The 17683-nt window shown below is 43.5% G+C and carries 14 protein-coding genes and 1 pseudogene; 8 read left to right on the top strand and 7 right to left on the bottom strand.

Annotation, left to right across the window (positions count from 1 at the left end):
• The first annotated feature begins 2 nt into the window (after positions 1-2).
• The 3 genes from IQ276_RS05920 to IQ276_RS05910 are packed head-to-tail and all read left to right on the top strand — an operon-like array spanning position 3 to position 858.
• Positions 3-314 (top strand): DUF6888 family protein, encoded by a 312-nt coding sequence (locus tag IQ276_RS05920; RefSeq protein WP_228042852.1) that lies wholly within the window; start codon positions 3-5, stop codon positions 312-314.
• Positions 298-543 (top strand): DUF6887 family protein, encoded by a 246-nt coding sequence (locus tag IQ276_RS05915; protein ID WP_190879673.1) that lies wholly within the window; start codon positions 298-300, stop codon positions 541-543. Before IQ276_RS05920 ends, IQ276_RS05915 begins: the two co-directional genes overlap by 17 nt.
• Positions 544-564: 21 nt before the next feature.
• The gene (locus tag IQ276_RS05910) at positions 565-858 is read left to right on the top strand and encodes a hypothetical protein (RefSeq protein WP_228042851.1); all 294 of its coding nucleotides are present in this window, start codon (positions 565-567) and stop codon (positions 856-858) included.
• 85 nt (positions 859-943) lie between these two features.
• On the opposite strand, the gene IQ276_RS05905 is transcribed toward IQ276_RS05910, so the two are convergent.
• From IQ276_RS05905 to IQ276_RS05885, 5 genes are all read right to left on the bottom strand, one after another.
• Positions 944-2458 (bottom strand): trehalase family glycosidase, encoded by a 1515-nt coding sequence (locus tag IQ276_RS05905; protein ID WP_193914399.1) that lies wholly within the window; start codon positions 2456-2458, stop codon positions 944-946.
• 110 nt (positions 2459-2568) lie between these two features.
• Positions 2569-5367: a malto-oligosyltrehalose synthase gene (treY, locus tag IQ276_RS05900; RefSeq protein WP_193914397.1), complete on the bottom strand. Its 2799-nt coding sequence runs from the start codon at positions 5365-5367 to the stop codon at positions 2569-2571.
• A 203-nt stretch (positions 5368-5570) separates the two neighbouring features.
• The gene (gene treZ / locus IQ276_RS05895) at positions 5571-7418 is read right to left on the bottom strand and encodes a malto-oligosyltrehalose trehalohydrolase (RefSeq protein WP_193914395.1); all 1848 of its coding nucleotides are present in this window, start codon (positions 7416-7418) and stop codon (positions 5571-5573) included.
• Between the two features lie 303 nt (positions 7419-7721).
• Positions 7722-8126: a thiol-disulfide oxidoreductase DCC family protein gene (locus IQ276_RS05890; protein WP_193914393.1), complete on the bottom strand. Its 405-nt coding sequence runs from the start codon at positions 8124-8126 to the stop codon at positions 7722-7724.
• 54 nt (positions 8127-8180) lie between these two features.
• Positions 8181-8369, bottom strand: coding sequence for a hypothetical protein (locus tag IQ276_RS05885; protein ID WP_193914391.1), 189 nt, complete (start codon positions 8367-8369; stop codon positions 8181-8183).
• 2 nt (positions 8370-8371) lie between these two features.
• Between IQ276_RS05885 and IQ276_RS05880 the strand changes: the two genes are divergently transcribed.
• Complete coding sequence (locus IQ276_RS05880; protein ID WP_235115473.1) at positions 8372-8563, top strand: hypothetical protein; 192 nt, start codon at positions 8372-8374, stop codon at positions 8561-8563.
• A 115-nt stretch (positions 8564-8678) separates the two neighbouring features.
• Positions 8679-8903 (top strand): hypothetical protein, encoded by a 225-nt coding sequence (locus IQ276_RS05875; protein WP_193914389.1) that lies wholly within the window; start codon positions 8679-8681, stop codon positions 8901-8903.
• Positions 8904-8988: 85 nt separating this feature from the next.
• Here the strand turns inward: IQ276_RS05875 and IQ276_RS05870 are convergent, their stop codons facing one another.
• On the bottom strand, positions 8989-13221 hold the full coding sequence (locus IQ276_RS05870) for an nSTAND1 domain-containing NTPase (RefSeq protein WP_235115472.1): 4233 nt from the start codon (positions 13219-13221) through the stop codon (positions 8989-8991).
• 69 nt (positions 13222-13290) lie between these two features.
• On the opposite strand from IQ276_RS05870, the gene IQ276_RS05865 reads away from it, so the two are divergent.
• Complete coding sequence (locus tag IQ276_RS05865; RefSeq protein ID WP_193914384.1) at positions 13291-13626, top strand: CU044_2847 family protein; 336 nt, start codon at positions 13291-13293, stop codon at positions 13624-13626.
• A gap of 100 nt (positions 13627-13726) precedes the next feature.
• Here the strand turns inward: IQ276_RS05865 and IQ276_RS05860 are convergent, their stop codons facing one another.
• Positions 13727-15658, bottom strand: coding sequence for a protein kinase domain-containing protein (locus IQ276_RS05860; RefSeq protein WP_193914382.1), 1932 nt, complete (start codon positions 15656-15658; stop codon positions 13727-13729).
• A gap of 163 nt (positions 15659-15821) precedes the next feature.
• On the opposite strand from IQ276_RS05860, the pseudogene IQ276_RS05855 reads away from it, so the two are divergent.
• Positions 15822-16118, top strand: a pseudogene (locus tag IQ276_RS05855) (hypothetical protein); the annotation flags it as partial.
• A gap of 219 nt (positions 16119-16337) precedes the next feature.
• Complete coding sequence (locus tag IQ276_RS05850; RefSeq protein WP_235115471.1) at positions 16338-17645, top strand: NF041680 family putative transposase; 1308 nt, start codon at positions 16338-16340, stop codon at positions 17643-17645.
• Positions 17646-17683 lie beyond the last annotated feature (38 nt).

Genomic DNA, 17683 nt, shown 5'->3' with positions numbered 1-17683 from the left:
TAGTGGTAAATCAGGGGAGTGAAAATGTAAACAGAGGCTATGCCCAAGAAAATTTACTATTCACAGCAGAAACCGCAAAAGAAAGGCTTACTATTATCTATGTCACAATTGAGGAACAGACGATTTACCCAACATACGCACAAGCTATAGCCTGTCTACGTGTCTGTCAGATGTTGTCAAACACCTATCGGAGTATTGAGCTATTTCGCTTTGATGACCAAACCGGAGTTGTATTTATTTTTGTCAATGACGAACTCCAAATCATTGTACCCGCTAATGGAAACTGGAGGTTTTTAAATGCGACCGAATTTTGAAGCAATGACTAACAAAGAATTAATAGCTTACGCACTTGCACACCGGGAAGATGTAGAGCCTTTGCGTGTTTTGTATAGCCGCCGCACTCCTGACTCAGAAGCAACATGGTACGGGCCAATGGTAGCTGAAGACGGTACGCCAATAGAAGAAAATATTCGCATTGCAGAAGAAGCAATTAGACAACGCATTGAGCAAGCAAATCAAAGAAAGCAAGATTCTCAAAGTTAAGAATAAAAGAGTTGCAAAAATATGAACAACACAGAAGTTCGTCAGCAAATAAACCAATATTTAGATGGATTATCTTCAGAACGCCTACAACTAGTTGCTGACTTTTTAGCATATCTAGCAGATAAGGAGAGTGAAGACGCTACCCAAGAGTTACTTGATATCCCTGGATTTATTGAATCCTTTGAAGAAGGTAAAAAAGATATTGCTGAAGGTCGGGTAAAAAGCTGGAGAACAATTCGGTCTGATGTATTTTTTACCTCCCCTGCTTCCCCTGCTTCCCCTGCCTCCCCTGCTTATCCGAGCAGTATTGAGTGAAACCCAACAAAACCAAGAATCCTTGGTGTTGGGTTTCGTTCCTGTGCTTTTGCGACTCCAAAACAAGCTTTGTGGGATTCTTGATTTAAACTTTTCTCCCAGAGGCTGCTAAAAGTTCTAGAATCACTCCATTTGTCCAGCCGAAACCAACTTCATTAGAACTATATCCAAAGCAGATTTCATTGGAAACGTTGGCAGAACAGCGTTCAACATCATATTTTTCAACTAAAGTGTTGTGACGCCCGAATTCTTTAACTACCATAGCAAGGAATTTGTTGGCAATGCGATCGCCTTCTGTATGATATCCATAGCGATGAAGTCCAAGGACAGCTATTAATGTCAGCGGTGCCCAGCCAAAGGGGGCATCCCACTGGTTACCAGTGACACGAGTGCTGGTAAAAATTCCTCCTGGGGCTTCAAACAAAGAGAGATTTTCTACCAAGCGCTTGGCTTGGCTTGGGGAAGCAATTCCTAGCCAGAGGGGATAGAACGTTGTGGCAAATTCATAACGCCGACGTTCGCCACTCTGGAAGTGATAGTCTAGATAAAGCCCCTGTTCTTCATCCCAAAGACATTGATCGATGCGATCGCGGCGGATCTCTGCACGTTCACGCCATTGTTGCACTAGTTCTTCGTTACCGAAAATCTCGTTAATTTGCGCCAAATCTTGTTCCATCTGATACAGCAAACTGTTCAGGCAGACGGGAGCGTAATGGAGGATATCAGCACTGAAGGGGCCAAATCGGTTAGTGATATCAAAACCCGACTCGCGCATGGTACGATCGCCCTTGTAAAATAGGCTCGTCAGTTCGTCATTTTCGTGATCGTAGTAAAGACTAACGTCATAATCCTCAACCTCAAAGGTTTGGTAGTACTCCTTAACGCGATCGTAGTGGCTTTTTCCCTCCTCATCTCGCTCAGAAAACAAAACTTCTGGCGCAGGACCTTCCCCAAAAGCATAAAATCGGGATAAACCTGTTGCAGCATTCAGGTGGGGCGGTACTACCCAGTAATAGTAAAATCGTTCTAGTAGCGGTACCGTTGACTTGAGCCACTCTTCATCCTGGGTGTGCTGGAATAGCGCCAGAACCATCATACTCAGGACGGGCGGCTGCGATCGCGACAGCATGTAAGTCCGGTTGGAATTGAGGATAGTACCGTAGTGCTGCACTTGGTAGAGTAATTGGTCTACCTGACTTTGCGCTAGTTCCAATTCCCCATCGTGCAGAAGTCCCAATAATATAAAGTAGCTGTCCCAACCATACATTTCGTTAAAGCGACCGCCGGGCACGACATAAGGCCCTGGCAGGTATAATAATCCATGTTCTTTAATTGCTTCGACTTCGCTCGGCAAAGTGCGAATTTCAATTCTTTGCATATCCTGACGAGATAGCGATCGCTCTAACACAGATTGCACGTTAGGACAATCTTCCAAAGGTGAAATGTAGACAATCCACGGTGTTTCCGATTTGTGGTCTAGCTTAGTATCCTTTGCAGATTGTAATAAGTGTTCGTGCGATCGCGTTAACGTTTTCCACGTTTTTTTGATATGGGATTGCACAGCGTTAATCTGGGTGGTGGTGAGTGATGGAGTAGTCATAATTTGGAGTTGGAATTCTTTTTAAACGCAAAGGAACGCAAAGGAAATCGCAGAGGTACGCAGAATTTTATTTCTCTGCGCCTCTGCGCCTCTGCGTGAGATTTTATTTTTTACTCAGCACTACTAACCAATAAAGCAACTGGAAAATGCGCGAGGGCAGATGCCATAGATAATGTTTCTTTCCCCTGTAACGGTTGTTCAGTTAAGACATTTTTCCAAGACGAGGAAGTTCCAGGGGGTAATTCCAGGTGTGTATCTTGCCACACTGACTCACCCAAGGGATCTTTTCCGGGCTGAACGAGGCGAGTGAAAAAGCGGGGTGCGATGGCGATCGCTGTTTGATTTCCTAATTGTCGCCCAAAGGCAATAATATGATTGGCGTGAGTTCCGTGAATTTCTAAGGGCTGATAATCTCCGTCTTGGAATAATGAGAGATAATCTTTTCTGGCTTTGAGTAATTGCGCCGTTAAAAACAGTTTAATTCTACCGTCGTTTTTGTGATTTAGCAACTCTTGAATTAATCCCAAAATGTCAGTTTTGATTTGCTCTTTAATGGTGCTTAAATAACTGCGTCGCTGTTCAAAATCTACAGGACGGCGGTTATCTGGATCGACTAAACTTAATTCCCAAAGTTCCGTTCCTTGATAAATATCAGGTACGCCGGGTGCGGTAGCCTTCAGTAGAGTTTGGGAAAGAGAATTGAACATTCCATAATAGGCAATTCGCTGTTGAAGGGGATGAAAAGCTTCGATAAATTGCCCAGAAATTGAAGGATTGAGGACTTTTTCTACAAAGGAAGTACAAGCTTCTTCGTATTCGCTATCAGGCCGTAACCATGCAGTATGGACTTTCGCTTCTCGAATTGCTTTAATCATATATTCCTTCACCCGTTCTACGAAAGATTCGTGTTCTGCTTCGGCAAAGGGGAATGCACCGATTAATGTTTGATAGAGAAAATACTCATCATTGCGATCGGGCATGGCAAATCCTTGGCGAATGCTGCGATGTCCTTGATTATAATGACTCCAAATGTTGACTTGTTCTTCCCATTCTTCCGGCAATTCCGATAACACATTTAACCTTGCTCGCACATCTTCGCCGCGTTTTGTGTCATGGGTGGCTGTGGTGTTCATGGTGTGAGGCCATGTTGCTTGGTGCTTTTGGTTAAAACTGTGGAAGTCAGCTACAGAAATGCCAAAATGACTCGGATTTCCTCCCACTTCATTGAGTGATAACAAACGATTGTAAACATATAATGTTGTGTCTTCCACGCCTTTGGCCATCAATGGACCACTGTATTGCTGCATCCGCAAGACAAAATATATCCACTGTTCACGTTCTGTTTGAGAAAGAGAATTATCAAATTCCAGCAGCATCAACTTTTCAATAAAATTTAATTCATGCTGCAACAAAGGTACTTGTTCTTTGGCTTGATTAATTACGTCTTGAATGGTGAGTTTATCGCTCTCTCCAATTCCATCGGGAGTAATATAAGTCCGGTAAATGGGGAACACTGTCAAAACTTCAGCGATCGCTCTTTTGAGTCCATTCACAGTAAAGTCATTGCCGTAGCGATATTTGCTGGAAATATTCTTTAAGAGGAGAGCTAAATTATCTATATCACCTGCTAAGTTCTTTTCTAATATTAGCTGCTTTTTCTCTTTTACCAGCGATGCATAATCTACTCTCGTACTGATAAATGCATGGTAAATTTTATCAAACCACAATTCTGCTTCTTTATCACAAAAGACGCCATTGATATAGTTCAAAAAGTCGTATCCGGACGTACCTTCAATCTGCCAATTTTCCGGTAAATCTTCCGTGAGTTCCAAGATTTTCTCAACAGTAATATAAACATCTCCGGTTTTTTCTCGCAGTCTTTCTAGATATTGGATTGGGTTATAAAGTCCATCAATATGGTCAATGCGTAAACCTGTAAATTTACCTTCTGCAACTAATTTTTCAATGAAACTATGAGTATTATTAAAAACCCGCAGTTCTTCAACTTTTACAGAAATCAATTCATTGACAGTAAAAAATCGGCGATAGTTCATTTCTTCCGCCCCGACCTTCCAGAAAGCGAGACGATAAAATTGGTCGTTGAGTAAATCATCTAGGGGATTAAAACTTTCGGAATTGCCAGGTTCTCCATTAAAAGTTTTGAGGTTTTCGTGAATGAACTCGCGGATTAAATCATTTGTGGTGTAGATTTCCCAAACTAATCCTTTGATAAATGCAATTTGGTCTTGTCGCTGTTTACCCGCAACTTCTGAAGGCACATTTTTGAGAATATACAGAATCCCCAATAGCTTAATAAAATCGGGATGATTGCGCCCCAATGTCCGCGTCAGTTTGCCGAGATTATAAGTAAGAAACTTTGTGTATGATTCTAACCGCAACGGCAACTTCAAACTGTAATAATTAACAGTTAAGCCGTTTTGTTCATATTGCAGTTGAATGTGTCCATTTTCTAGGGATACACCATAGAAATCTCCCAGTAGAGGAGCGAGAATTCGTTCTTGGCGATCGCCAAATGGCACATTCCAAGAAAGATCGAAGTAATCAGTATAGCTGGAATCTGGCCCGTGTTCCAAGATATCCATTAAATACTCATTTTCGCTGCTATAAGCCATGTGGTTAGGCACAATATCTTGTAACCAACCCATTTCCAGAGATTGTATTTCACTGATTAATGCATCAAAAGACTCATTAGTTCCCAGTTCCGGGTTGAGTTGAGTGGGATCTACTATATCGTAACCGTGCGTGCTACCAGACCGCGCCTTAAAAATCGGCGAAGCATATAAATCGGAAATGCCTAAATCTGCCAGATAAGTGGCGATCGCTTTTGCATTTTCAAAGCCAAACTGAGGGGTAAACTGAATTCGATAAGTTGCTCTTGGAATTCGCATATTTGTTTCTTGTGGGAGTTTTGAGTGATGAGTTAGGAGTTAGGAGTTAGGAGTTAGGAGTTGGGAGTTGGGAGTTGGGAGTTGGCAGTTAGAAATTGAGAGTTGAGAGTTTGAGCTTTTCAAGCTCAACAGTGAACCTCTGAGCTTAAACGTTGAACCTTTAAGGCTAATTCTTAACTCCTAACTCCTAACTCCTAACTCCCCTACTCCCCTTCATACAGTACTAAACTAATGGGTTGCAATTTCACTTCTTCTCCCGCAGAGAGATATTCGGGGGTTTGAGAACCAGACCCAGACCATGAGGTATCTGCCGAATCTAATAGTTTATGAGCATTGTTTTTAATTGGTAGAGTTACTGTTACTGGAGACGAGTTGAAATTCAATACAAATATTAGTTCGCTTGTTTCACACCAACGACGGACGATAACTAATTGCTTGTCTTCATCGCTAGTGGCTTGAATGAAATTGCGGTCTTGGTTAAGAAGTGCTGGATGGGTTTTGCGTAAATTAATTAATTGGCGATACCAATCCCACAAAATTTTGTGGTTACCTTCGTTGCGTAATTTCCAGTTAAGTTTACAGCTTAAGAAAGTTTCCGCAGATTCTGGATCTGGAGGATCGTCTTCATAGTGAAATGGTTCAAATTCTTCTTTGCGTCCGGCTCGAACTGCTTGAATTAAATCTGGATCGGAGTGACTAACAAAATACATAAAAGGTGCGGTTTCGCCGTATTCTTCTCCCATGAATAATAACGGCAAATAAGGTGACAGCAACACAGCACCAGCGGCTAATTTTAATCCTTCAAAAGAGATCCGCGCTGTGAGGCGTTCTCCTTTCATTTGGTTGCCGATTTGATCGTGATTTTGGATGCAAACTAAAAACTGTGATAAAGGGCGATCGCGGCAAGATACGCCATGAAATCGTCTGCGATCGGGCGAGTATTTCCAATCATAAACAAAAGTATCTTCATAAGCTTTTGCTAAATCAGCAAACTTACCAAAATCCTGATAATATCCTTGGCGATCGCCTGTTAAAAGTGTATGCAATGCATGGTGAAAATCATCAGCCCACTGAGCATCGAGTCCATAGCCACCCAATTCTACCGGACGAATTATTTGCGGATTATTTAAATCACTTTCGGCTATTAAATGGCGTTTCCATCTTTGCCCTTGTTGTGAAAAATGATGAACTGCTTCCGCTAATTCCCACAAAAAATGCTTTGCTCCCAAGTCATAAATTGCTTGAATTGCATCTAACCGCAATGCATCAATGTGAAATTCGCCCAACCAATAAAGCGCATTTTGGATAAAATAGTTTCGCACGCCCTGACTGTGGGCATCATCGAAATTCATCGCATTACCCCAGGGCGTTTTATAGGTTGCAGTAAAGTAGGGCGCGAACTGACTCATATAATTACCTTCTGGCCCAAAGTGGTTGTACACCACATCCAGCACAACAGCAATGCCGTTTTCGTGACAAGCATTCACCAGTTCTTTCAAGTCGGCTGGAGTACCGTAGGAATTTTGTACAGCATAGGGATAAACACCGTCATAGCCCCAGTTACGATATGCCAAAGCAGACTCAATATGCGTATCTCCAGGAAACTGGGAAATGGGCATAATTTCAATAGCATTAATTCCCAATTCTCGTAGTTGGGGTAAGCGGGGAATAATGGCGCTGAAAGTGCCTTCAGGCGTGAATGTCCCGACATGAAGTTCATAGAAAATCATCGACTCCACAGGAATTCCCGCCCATGCTTCATCAGTCCAGTTAAAATGGCGATCAACAATTTGAGAAGGGCCATGCACGCCTTCAGGTTGATACTGCGACGCCGGGTCAGGAAAGGCGTTTTGTTCATTCAGGACATAGCGATAAAGCGTACCTGGATACACATCATTAACCTTCGTTTGCCAGTATCCCTCTGCCTGAGGTTTAAGCGCAATTACCTGCGCTTGGGGCGTCAAAATTTGCACAGCAACGCTATCCAACGTTGGAGACCAAACTGTAAATTCACACTCTCCGTTACCCAAATAATTAGCACCAATTCTCACGCAGATTCTCCCCTTGAATAATGTTTTGTGCTGTATTTTGGCGTGAAGGGAATTTTATGTTGTTACAGGATATTTACAAACACGCCAAATAGGATCATGGTTGTTCTACCAGGCTTTTTACTAGCACCTGGAGGGGGATTTTTTACTAGAATAAATTCTATCTAATGATTAATTTTAGCCAGGGCGAATGGAATTCGCGGCTACACAGGCTTAGTCCGCCTCCGCGGACTAAGAGAAAAATTTGCTGTAGTATTCAAAACTCTCCGCGTCTTTGCGTCTCCCCTCAAGCCAGCACAGCTACTTCTACGGCTTGCAGCTGCCATGAACACAGTATGCTGATTCATAAGTACTAGAACGCTTGCCAAAAATAGTGTAGCGGTTATCGCGGATTTGTTCGTAAAAGCGATCGCCAGCCCATTTCATCCCCGGTAACGCCCGATAAGCGTCTACAAATATACTTCCTACTGGTAATAAGCGACCAATTTCTTCTGCTGCATTACTACCTTGCCAACGTCTTTGAGGCTCATTACCATCAATTAAAATCATTCCCTGTTCGCAATCTTGGGCTGTAATTCCCCACTCTAAAAGTCTCTGTTCATCTTGCATGGGAGTGTATTGAAACACCTTTCCCTTGTCTAAGTTTTCTAGTAATTGTACTAAAGTAACGCAGAGATTACAATTCCCGTCGTAGATTACGTAGTAAGTCATGGAAATAAAAGTCTGTTTGCAATGATGTTTTTAAACTAACATTTTTTACTATGTTCATTTAACTCGGTAGGATTCAAAAATGATACTTTCTACTACACCTTGATGTTGCATAATCTTTTCTGGCCAAGTCGTGGGTTTTGTTTCTAAAAAAGTAACAAAGACTCTGCTTTCAGTAATGCCTTGTGGTGTTTGGGCTAGTTCGATTTTGCCGTTTTTATAAATTCCTTCAATGGTTTGTAGCATTATTGTTTAGCTCCTATCTAATTTCAGCGATCGCTTACAACATAATTCCAGATGCCTGTATTTTAATCGATGATTTTTATCTGCGCCCACATACACAACGTAGGGGCACGGCATTGCCCATTGGTGTCAACTTAACGTTAAAAGGGCGGTTAGAAACCGCGTCTACACAGACGAAACCCGCCTGCGCGGGTTAAAAATATTAATTTTCTCTTAGTCCGGGCAGGCGGACGAGAGTTTGTGTAGCCGCGAATTCCATTCGCCCAGGCTTGAGTTTTCAGGTTTGTGAAGATGGGATGGTAAGGAAAATATTTGCCCTGTAATCACCATCATTCACCCTTGGAACTCGGTTGTTGCAGTTCTGAACAGGAACGTTTTCGTTTTGAACAGGAACGTTTTCGTTTTGAACAGGAACGTTTTCGTTTTAAACAAGAACGTTTTCGTTTTGAACAGGAACGTTTTCGTTTTGAGCAGGAACGTTTTCGTTTTGAACAAGAACGTTTTCGTTTTGAGCAGGAACGTTTTCGTTTTGAATAAGAAGTTTCTAGTTCTGGAGGTGAAAAGTGGAGTTCTGAGCCTCAACATTGGAGATTAGAGGTTTATTTCTCCTGTTTTCTTCTGATTAATCCCCGCTTTTATCTGCTTCTTTACTCCAAACATATTTTTGGCAGACTTCGCAAGCGGCTTTTGCCTCCTCTGTTTGCGGATTGGTGAAGATGGGATGGTAACGCAACCTGTTGCAACAGACTTGCAACCATGCAGGCCAACCACCCCGCCACAACCGCACCGTGCCGTCATCACCGCCACTGACAATAGTCTGCCCATCTGTGCTAATGGCGACAGATCTGACATTACCCTTATGAGCAGGGAAGGGTTCAGCCAGGAGATGACCTTGCAGGTTCCACAACCGCACTGTGCCGTCATGACCACCACTGACAATAGTCTGCCCATCTGTGCTAATAGCGACAGAATTGACATCACCCTTATGACCACGAAAGGGTTCAGCTAGGGGATGACCTTGCAGGTTCCACAACCGCACTGTGCCGTCATGACCGCCACTGACAATAGTCTGCCCATCTGTGCTAATGGCGACAGATCTGACATAATCCTCATAACTACGGAAGGGTTCAGCTAGGGGATCACCTTGTAGGTTCCACAACCGCACTGTGCCGTAATTACCGCCACTGACAATAGTCTGCCCATCTGTGCTAATAGCGACAGAATTGACATCACTCCCATGAGCATTGAAGGGTTTAGCTAGGAGATGACCTTGCAGGTTCCACAAACGCACTGTGCCGTCACCATCGCCACTGACAATAGTCTGCCCATCTGTGCTAATGGCAACAGAATTGACACCACATCGATGACCACGGAAGGGTTCAGCTAGGGGATGACCTTGTAGATTCCACAACCGCACTGTATTGTACTTACAGCCACTGACAATAGTCTGCCCATCTGTGCTTATGGCGACAGAATTGATATAATTTTCATGACCACGGAAGGGTTCAGTCAGAGGATGACCTTGCAGGTTCCATAAGCGGACTGTGCTGTCATTACCGCCACTGACAATAGTCTGCCCATCTGTGCTAATGGCGACAGAATTGACACCACCTGCGTGAGCAAGGAGGGGTTCAGTCAGAGGATGACCTTGCAGGTTCCACAACCACACAGTACCGTCACCATCACCACTGACAATAGTCTGCCCATCTGTGCTAATGGCGACAGACCTGACATAATTCTCATGACCACCCAAAGGTTCAGTCAGAGGATGACCTTGCAGGTTCCACAACCGCATTGTGCCGTCACGACCGCCACTGACAATAGTCTGCCCATCTGTGCTTATGGCGACAGATCTGACATAATCCTCATGACCACGGAAGGGTTCAGTCAGAGGATGACCTTGCAGGTTCCATAAGCGGACTGTGCGGTCATTACCGCCACTGACAATAGTTTGCCCATCTGTGCTAATGGCGACAGAATTGACACCACCTGCGTGAGCAAGGAGGGGTTCAGCCAGGGGATGACCTTGCAGGTTCCACAACCTCACTGTGTCGTCACTACCACCACTGACAATAGTCTGCCCATCTGTGCTAATAGCGACAGACATGACATAATTCTCATGACCACGGAAGGGTTCAGCCAGGGGATGACCTTGCAGGTTCCACAACCTCACTGTGCCGTCACGTCCGCCACTGACAATAGTCTGCCCATCTTTGCTAATGGCGACAGACCAGACATCACCCTCATGACCACAGAAGGGTTCAGCTAAGGGATGACCTTGCAGGTTCCACAACCTCACTGTGCCGTCATTACCGCCACTGACAATAGTCCGTCCATCTGTGCTTATGGCGACAGATCTGACATAATCTTTATGACCACGGAAGGGTTCAGCTAGGGGATGACCTTGCAGGTTCCACAACCTCACTGTGCCGTCATTACCGCCACTGGCAATAGTCTGCCCATCTGTGCTTATGGCGACAGACCAGACATCACCCTCATGACCACGGAAGGGAATGGAGACTTTTACTTTATTCATTACCTGATTCAAACTATTCTGAACTGGTGCGAGAATCTGTTGGGGTAATTTCTCTTGATTCTCACCCATAGCTTGAATTGCCAGCACTAGACTATCTAGGGGTTGGACAGTCAATAAATTCTCTACCCTTGCCGCCTTTTCTCGCAGTTGGGATTCAGTAAGCGCTCTTTCTAGTTCGGCAATGCGGTCTTTTTCATAAGCATCACTGCGTTTGTAAAAATCTTCATCTTCCTGGGGTGATTGTAAATGGGTCTGCAATTGTTGCCAGCTATCCCTCACTTCTGCCAGCAATCCCCCTTGCATCAAATATTTGTCATCCTGCCTTTTGTTCAACCATTCCCGCCGAGTATCTTCCAAGCGATCGCTCAATCGCCGCAAATCTCGATCTTTTTGTCGCCACTGGGCGAACTGCTGCCAACCTTCAATTAAAGCTTCATGGGCTAAATCAATCCAGGCTTCTCCCTTCTCATCTTTCCCTGTAACCAACAAGCGTCCCTTAACTAACCCCGCTTCACCATCTAGCAACTTACTGAGTTGTTGCCGTTGCTTTGAGTCATCACCTGCAATATTTAATAGTGTGGCTTTTGCTTGGCGCTGGCGAGTGTCTTTTTCTCCCTCTCCCGTTCGCACTAACCGCAGAAAAATTCGCCCAATCCATTCTTTTTCCTGCTGACTGCGTTCTGGGGTTGGGGATTCCTTCTGGTAATCTTGGTAGTGATAAACTTTTTCTGCATGGAGATTCAACGCCCCTGTTAATCCTCCCAACTTTTCATATTCTTCTAAAGTGAGTTGATGTTTGTTGCGATCGCGTTTCTCCCAGAGTTTAGTTAAAGCAAACTCCAACAGAGGCAAAAACCCTGGTTCTTGTTTCACATCTTCTAAAATCTTCAGTACTAGCCGTTCTTCAACACTATGACCTTGAAGTTTGGCTGGTTCGGCGATCGTGTCCTTTAAATCAACTCCGGTTAAAGGCGGCATAAAAACTGCCTGGGTTTGAATCAGCTCAGTCAAGGAGGGATATTGCAAACAGGGTTCAAGAAAATCTGCTCGCATGGTAATCACAACTGCTAACCGCGAATTGGTAATCTCTACTACCTGAGTCAATAAGTCAATAAATCTCTGCTTTTCTTGCTGACTAGCACCGCCAGTAAATACTTCCTCAAACTGATCCACCACCAGCAAGAATTTTGCCGAACCAGGGAGATTTTCCAGAATTGCAGGTAAACTATTCGGCTCAGTGTAAATCAAATTCTCAAGCTGCTCCTCTTTTTCAAACCCCTGAAAAAATTGTTCAAAAGCTCCGCTCAATTTTCTTAAAGGCTTAAATCCTGGCTTGATTGGTTCTAAGACCTGCCACTCATTATTATCTAATTGGGGAATTAAACCCGCCCGGACTACTGAAGATTTACCACTGCCCGACGCGCCAATGATGGGGACAAATTTAGCCAAGTCGAGTTTCTGTTGAATATCATTAACTACTTTTTGACGACCAAAAAAGAATTTTGCGTGTTGCTTGTCAAAAGCTTCTAAGCCCCGATAGGGACATTCTTCCAGCACTTCTGTAATAACTACTAAATTCTTGGGTGGATACCAAACCAAAGGAATTGACCTACCACCGCCCATGTAAATCGGTTCTTGTCCGCTTTGCTTGAGTTCCCGTGAAACGAAGCTCATCAAGTCATTGACATTAATTTCCCCGGTAGCTTCATCAGCTTTATCTTCAGCAAGTCCTTTGAGAATTGCTTTGGTGAAAATTCCACCTTCGGCATCTTCACGCGCCCTTTCCAAGGCACGAGAGGCTGTAATTAAGCTGTAGTCTTGTTTGCTGTTGAAAACGGAGAAACCAGATTTGATAAAACTCCTCTCTAATAAAGACCCAGCATAGCAGCAGTCCAGCAATACCACCAAGCTGCTGAGTTGAGATTTCCCGATTAAAGTGTTGAGGTCATCAAAGGCGATCGCATTTTGTCCATCGATTTTGTTACAATCCGATGTTGCCAAATACCCTTTCGCTTCACCTGTCAGGCTTGGTGCTTCAAATCCATGCCCAGCAAAATAAATTAATGCTTCCGCACCTTTGGCCTTTTCTAACAAAAATATTCTCAGTGCTTGTCCCAGTTCCTTACCAGTTAACTTTTTATCTGGTGTAATCTCCCAGCGATTCTCACTCTCGATTAACTTGCCAGGTAAAGGCTGAACATCAAACCGACCTTGTTCGCGCAGCAGTTTGGCGATTTGTTGTGCATCATTGACAGCCTTTGGTAGGTTGTTGAAATTGTCATACTTAGCAATTCCCAACACCAGCGCATATCTAGCCATATAATATAACTTGGCATCCGTTTTTACATGAATTTACTAAGAATAACTTAAAAATTAAGTGAGGCTATTGTGTCAGAAGTACAACGTTTAATTATCAAAGAAGACGATCTAGAGTACGAAATCTACGTAGAATCCAATACCGCCCCTGAAGTTCCAAAAGAAGAGGAAACGGGATATCGTGATGGTTTACCCACGCTGAACATTCAGGAATTTCAGGGCAAGATTCGTAATTATGCCAAGTTAGCTGTTGGTGCATTCAAGAATTTACCTGACGCTGAGGAGGTAACAGTTAAGTTTGGCATTAAGCTGGGTGGTAAAACTGGCATTCCGTTTTTGACTGAAGGTTCGGCGGAGAGTAATTTTGAAATTGAGGTTAAGTATAAGTTTCCAGAGAAGAACCCATAAATAGCAGATGTATGTGTAGGGTAGCACAGCTGTGCTACCCTACTGTATGTTTTAATTACCTGAAAATTACTGTAAACAACTTGGTAAAGCAACTTTGATATTACAAACTACCTTTAGGAGTTTCTGTGGTATCAGGACTCTCTGTGGTGCCAGGTTGTTTAGTATTAGAAACTTCTTTTGTGGGATTCTTCTGATTACCTTGATTGTCTAATTTCGGTAGTACTTGTTTGGCTATATTTTCAGCGGCTTGTTGAAATAATGGTTCTATTTTCTTTCGCCAATATTGAGTATTGGGCAACTTTTCGGGATGGTTTTTATAATCTAAAACTTTCTCCCATTTTCCATCATCTATTGCTTTGTTGATCTCATTAGATAATGCCTCGGCTTTAGCCCAATCTTCTTGCCACTGGGCGATGACTTTGCGCGTTTCTTGGATATCAGAGGCAGCATTTGCCGGAATCGATTTTAAAAGTGCGATCGCTCCAACTATATCTCCTGATTCATACTTTTTTTGTGCTTGTTCTAAAACCTTGGCACTATTATCACTAGGCTGGGATTGTTCTGATTTTTCACTACCGACAGTTGACGTTTTTGATTTTTCTGGTGATGAAGTTACTACATCCTTAGATTTTGGTTTTGCCTGGGGAATTGGTCGAGTAGTAATTAAGGTACTATCATCTATCGTCTTAGTTGCAATGCCCTTTTCCCGCAGACAAGAAGCCCATTCTCCTTTATTGGCTATCACATCCGAGTGTGCCCAAGCCAAACGTCCAGATTTGAGTTTAACTTCTACCCAACCTCGTTTTGTTTGCTTGCCAGTCACCTCGAAGTTGGTATTATTACCAACAGTTTGCACAATATTACTAGAATTGATCGAACTTGGTTCAGAACGAACATTAGAATTTCCTACGACAACAGCTGAGCATTTATTTGCTAAAGCAGTATCATTACCTGTAAAGTTAGCAGCTAAATTTTTCAAATTTGGATATACATTTGCTACTAAAGCAGCAGCACCACCCGCCAACAATATGCCAATTAATATTGGCCATGGGTCGGATTTGCTAGAATTCTGACGCACAGGTTTAGGTGGGACACGATTTGGTGGTGCAACTGCAAGAGTTTGCTGGCGAGATACTGCTTGGGATCGGGATTTAGTTCCTTGGTAGCTGGAATTTTTTGCAGATTCTTGAAGTTCGGAAAGTGCAGCTACAGGATTAATCGCGTCTTTACATGCTTGCAGTGCTTCTGTGGCGCTTTGGTAGCGGTCTTTGAAGTGATAGCGCACCATCTTAGTCAATACTGCTGCTAGGTGATGGTTCACAGTTACTGAATGACGCCAGATGATTTCCCCAGTTTCTGGGTCTTCTTGCAATTCTGTTGCCGGTAATCCTGTTAATGCTTGAATGGCAATGATTCCAAGGGAATAAATATCGCTGTTGGGACGGGGTTTACCTTGCCCTTGTTCTGTGGGCATATAGCCAGGAGTGCCAATAACCACTGTGGCAGAAGGTTGCCCGCCAGCTGTTACCATTTGGGTACGCAGTTGCTTTACTGCCCCAAAATCTACTAAAACGAATTTATTATCTGAGGCGCGACGAATGATATTATCTGGTTTAATGTCGCGGTGAATCACGCCTTGGCGATGGACAAATTCTAGAATCTCCAGAACTTCCTGCAACAGTTGAATTACTTGGCTTTCACTCCAGCGCTTACCAGGTAAAAGTTCCTCAGCGAGGGTATGCCCTTCAATATATTCTTGTACTAAATAGAATTCTTGGTTTTCGTCAAAATAAGCCAGTAGCCTGGGTATCTGGTCATGGTGACCCAGTTTTTCTAAGGTTTCGGCTTCGCTGTTGAACAGACGCTTAGCTGTAGCAAAAACTCTGGGGTCAGTTCCGGGTTTGAGGTGCTTGACAACGCAAATAGGGTTACCTGGCCGCCTAGTATCTTCCGCAATATAGGTTTGACCAAATCCTCCTGTCGCCAGGACTCGAATTATTTGGTAACGATGGTCTAGTAACTTGCCTATCATATTCCCTCCCCAGAGTTATCACCTAATTTTTCCGCTAGTAATAAATATCTCCAAATTTTCTTCAATGAAATCCGCTATCTTGAGAAAAGATTTAGATTAAAAACGCAGCTTTTTAATAAACGAAGACTGTTTATTTCTCTTTTAGTGCCCCTGTTTACTACCAATGCCACCTAAAATAACAAACTCAGTTGCATGGCAGCAGGCTGAAATCCTCATGCAACCTGCTTTCATTCGCGTTATCGACAATCTCCGCAAACAGCTTGATGAGTCTTCTTGGACGGGAACTTACCATGATGTTTTGATTTGGCCGCCTAACACCACTGATGAAATCAAGGCATTGGTGACTGAACTGTTGCAAGCAATGGAAACTGCAACGCCCGAAGAAGCAGATGAAATCAGACAGACTCTGGCTCGTCTGCCCATGCCCCATCCAGGATATCATTTACTTTTGCAGCGTCAACACTGGAGTTTAGACTAAAAGCAGGCGATCGCTAAAAAAGTGTGCGTGTTTTTTTGGTATACATTTTAACTTCTGGAGTTGAGACTATCAAGAAGAGCGATCGTTAACTCGATAAAAGATGTGTTGTTGGTATAAAATTTTGGGAAGGGCAGTCTGTGGTTAACACAGACGCCCTTCAGTGGAAGATGAGATTTGAACCACTAATTCTCATCTGCCAATATGAAAAGTGCCTTACTAAAAGAATTTCGTCAAGCAGCGTACAGCTATTTAGGTAGAGCGCATGATGCAACTTTTGAACTGATGGATGCAATATTACTGACGCGGAATGCCTACAGTTTGGCAGATTTATCGCTATCGCCAGTATTTAGAAGAAAGTGGCCAAGTATTTATGAAGCGTTACAAGATAGCAGACCACAGCGACAAAAATTGATGCAGTTATACATCAAACAGATGCCACAACAGGGTCGTCCGTTGTTGGCAGGCGACCACACTGCCTGGTCGCGCCCGGATGCGGTAACTCTTATTGAGAGGACAATTGAACACACCAGTGTTACCATAACCGGAAACAAACCAATTACCGTTGGTCAGGGATATAGTACCATTGCTTGGATACCAGAGGATTCTGGCAGTTGGGCGTTACCGTTGAGGCATGAGCGAATTACCAGTTGGGAAAATCCGATACAAAAGGCAACGTGGCAATTACAGCAAGTGTGTGAACATTTACCAACTAGACCAATTACAGTTTGGGATAGTGAGTATGGCTGCGCCCCTTTTGTGTTGAAGACGACTAATATCAAAGCGGACATTCTGGTACGTTTGCGTTCAAATCTTTGTTTATGGGGCGCACCACCACCATATTCTGGTAAAGGGCGACCCAGGAAACATGGTGATAAATTTAAACTCAATGATCCTTCTACATGGAGTGAAGCCAATGAGAGTATAGAAGTCAACCATCCTAAACTGGGACGGGTGAAGGTGAGCTTGTGGAAAAATTTACACTTTCGTCAAACGGCGACACGCCCAATGTCGCTGATTCGAGTTGAGCGTCTAGATGCAGAAGGCAACCTACGTATATCAAAACCTTTGTGGTTGGCTTGGGTAGGAGAGGAAATGCTTCCACTATCTCAAGTTTGGCAACTCTACCTCCGACGTTTTACTGTTGACCACTGGTATCGTTTTTTGAAGCAACGCTTGCACTGGACATTGCCTAAGTTGAGTAGTCCCAAGCAATCTGAGCATTGGAGTGACCTCATGCCTCTGATGACTTGGGAATTGTGGTTGGCTCGTGATATCGTTGCTGATAACCCTTTACCTTGGCAAAAATCATTAGACAATTTGACTCCTGGGAGAGTTGCTCAAGCGATGGGGAGTATTTTTGCGGTGATTGGTACTCCTGCCCGTTCGCCTAAACCTCGCGGAAAGTCTCCAGGCTGGAAACCAGGAAAACCACGACAACGTAGAATTCGCTATCCGATAGTCAAAAAAACTACAACTAAGCCTCGCAAAAAGCATCCAGAATCTGCTTAGTACCCTAGATTTTCATCTCTGAAGCCTGTTTCTTTTCA

Source organism: Desmonostoc muscorum LEGE 12446 (assembly GCF_015207005.2).
Lineage (GTDB): Bacteria > Cyanobacteriota > Cyanobacteriia > Cyanobacteriales > Nostocaceae > Nostoc > Nostoc muscorum.
Note: the sequence above shows the minus strand (reverse complement) of the source record. Positions and strands in the feature narration are given on the sequence as shown.

Bases quoted from the DNA above. Each gene is read 5' to 3' on its own strand.
- IQ276_RS05915 (WP_190879673.1), top strand. From the start codon at position 298: ATGCGACCGAATTTTGAAGCAATGACTAACAAAGAATTAATAGCTTAC.
- IQ276_RS05870 (WP_235115472.1), bottom strand. From the start codon at position 13,221: ATGGCTAGATATGCGCTGGTGTTGGGAATTGCTAAGTATGACAATTTC.
- IQ276_RS05850 (WP_235115471.1), top strand. From the start codon at position 16,338: ATGAAAAGTGCCTTACTAAAAGAATTTCGTCAAGCAGCGTACAGCTAT.
- treY (WP_193914397.1), bottom strand. From the start codon at position 5,367: ATGCGAATTCCAAGAGCAACTTATCGAATTCAGTTTACCCCTCAGTTT.
- IQ276_RS05890 (WP_193914393.1), bottom strand. From the start codon at position 8,126: ATGACTTACTACGTAATCTACGACGGGAATTGTAATCTCTGCGTTACT.
- IQ276_RS05885 (WP_193914391.1), bottom strand. From the start codon at position 8,369: ATGCTACAAACCATTGAAGGAATTTATAAAAACGGCAAAATCGAACTA.
- IQ276_RS05905 (WP_193914399.1), bottom strand. From the start codon at position 2,458: ATGACTACTCCATCACTCACCACCACCCAGATTAACGCTGTGCAATCC.
- IQ276_RS05860 (WP_193914382.1), bottom strand. From the start codon at position 15,658: ATGATAGGCAAGTTACTAGACCATCGTTACCAAATAATTCGAGTCCTG.
- IQ276_RS05910 (WP_228042851.1), top strand. From the start codon at position 565: ATGAACAACACAGAAGTTCGTCAGCAAATAAACCAATATTTAGATGGA.